2 protein-coding genes and 1 pseudogene are annotated in these 1,796 nt (G+C 36.2%); all 3 read right to left on the bottom strand.

Annotation, left to right across the window (positions count from 1 at the left end; all coding sequences use genetic code 11):
• A pseudogene (locus tag ACF1AK_RS36290) lies at positions 1–520 on the bottom strand (hypothetical protein); the annotation flags it as partial.
• Positions 521–1,043: 523 nt separating this feature from the next.
• Positions 1,044–1,193: a toxin-antitoxin system HicB family antitoxin gene (locus ACF1AK_RS36285; protein WP_350502499.1), complete on the bottom strand. Its 150-nt coding sequence runs from the start codon at positions 1,191–1,193 to the stop codon at positions 1,044–1,046.
• 287 nt (positions 1,194–1,480) lie between these two features.
• Positions 1,481–1,796 (bottom strand): hypothetical protein (locus ACF1AK_RS36280; RefSeq protein ID WP_391503076.1); only part of this gene is annotated, 316 nt, incomplete at its 5' end.

Here is a 1,796-nt window from a genome sequence, read left to right as displayed (position 1 = left end):
TCGTTATATAAGCCCCTACATTGTCCACGTGGTCTATTTTATTTATTTTAACAAACCCATGACCCCAGATGTCCGATAGAACGTCTACAGGCGTGTAAGGAAGGTTATAGACCAATAGGTGATAATGTATAGCCCCTCGTTTCTGAAACTCAATTACAGCAGTGTATTTTAGTTTTATTTTTAAAGTGTAATTCAGCCTTTGGATAAACTTTTTGAAGTTATAGTTAGATTGTTTTATGTCCTGCATGTTTTCAGCATATGTAAGTGTGAAAAATTTCGGTTGCTCGTTCCACGCATTTGCATTGGCATTTGCTTGGTTAAACACTTGCTTCCTTGCACGATATAACACATCAGACCTGTTCTTCATCTTTGTTTCAGCATCATTTATCCAATCATGATCAGACTGTTTTTTCCTACCAGCATTTTCACGAACTGCATCTTTACCTGTTGCTACCTCTTTCTCGTAGCTCAATAATTCCCATACACCGCCACTTTTTATTAGTTTGTGACGATACCTCAATTATAAAATACCTCTCTTCCTTGTCTAAATTTTTCTGCTTATTAATCGCTATAATCAAGTTAAGTAAGAAACAGAAATAGCGATTAAATATTAACCTATTTTTCTATCAGATTTAAACGGAAATATAAATCCTAAATCTACTAGAATTGTACCACTAAATTCGCCGCAGCCGGTTATTACTTTTCTATCAACTCCTGAAATTTTATAAAAGAATCCTGGTTGCAAAATGATAGTTTGTTTTAGTGCGTGTAATGTAACCACCATTACTTTTGTGTCTTCGGTTTTGTAATAAGAAATATTAAACATGTGCTCGTCCTCTTTTCTTGTTTTTTTAGTTGCGCTTCACCATCACCACTGCGTAGATCTACTCCATGAATCCTTGACTCGGAACCTTTGCGACCCAGATTACTTGCCACCGTCGCCACCTTCTAGAAATCTTTAATGTGGCAAACCGAACTAGGTTATCAGAGTCGCCTTTCCAAGTAAAGGAACCGCTACGCTTTCACTACGTAGAACTACTCCGTTAAAACTCTTTATCGTCTTTATATTCGCTCAGTATGTATGAAATCAAAGCGTTGACCGACATACCTCTCTTTTCAGCTTCTTTTTTTAACCATTCGTGTAGGTCTTCAGTAAGCCTTAGAGAAAAAACCGCTTTTCCCAATAACTTCACCTCCTTATGGTATCATTATAGTATCAAAGTGGTATCATGTCAATACCATAATGGTTAGTGTTATTTCTCTCGGTCTTTTATAAATAAAATAAATCCGCCTTGCGGTGTCGGGGGCCCCAACTGGAGTCACCCCACCCACACGCAAAAGGGCGGATTTTATATTTTCAAGGAAATTAAATAAGGACCCCATTATAGGAGTCCCATTGTCAAAGTTTGAACACTTTACCCGCTATTAGAAAACGGTAAAGTCATAGTATTTTTATTTTCTATGTGTTAAAATAGCGCTGTTAACTTTTGCGATTTAAGTTAATTTGTATCTTATGAATATTGCCTAGATATTCATTTTCATAGTTTTTGGAATATGTTATATATTCGTCATGAGACTTTAGCAGAGTCTCTTTTTCTTTTTCCGTCAAAATATACTCTTCAGGCTTCTTTAACCCTCTACTCGAAAAATAAGACTTCTCTCCAAGTAATCTTTCGTCAATATTATCCTTTATCATATATTTCGTTATATAAGCCCCTACATTGTCCACGTGGTCTATTTTATTTATTTTAACAAACCCATGACCCCAGATGTCCGATAGAACGTCTACAGGCGTG

Source organism: Kitasatospora sp. NPDC015120, from assembly GCF_043080305.1.
Taxonomy (GTDB): domain Bacteria; phylum Actinomycetota; class Actinomycetes; order Streptomycetales; family Streptomycetaceae; genus Kitasatospora.
Note: the sequence above shows the minus strand (reverse complement) of the source record. Positions and strands in the feature narration are given on the sequence as shown.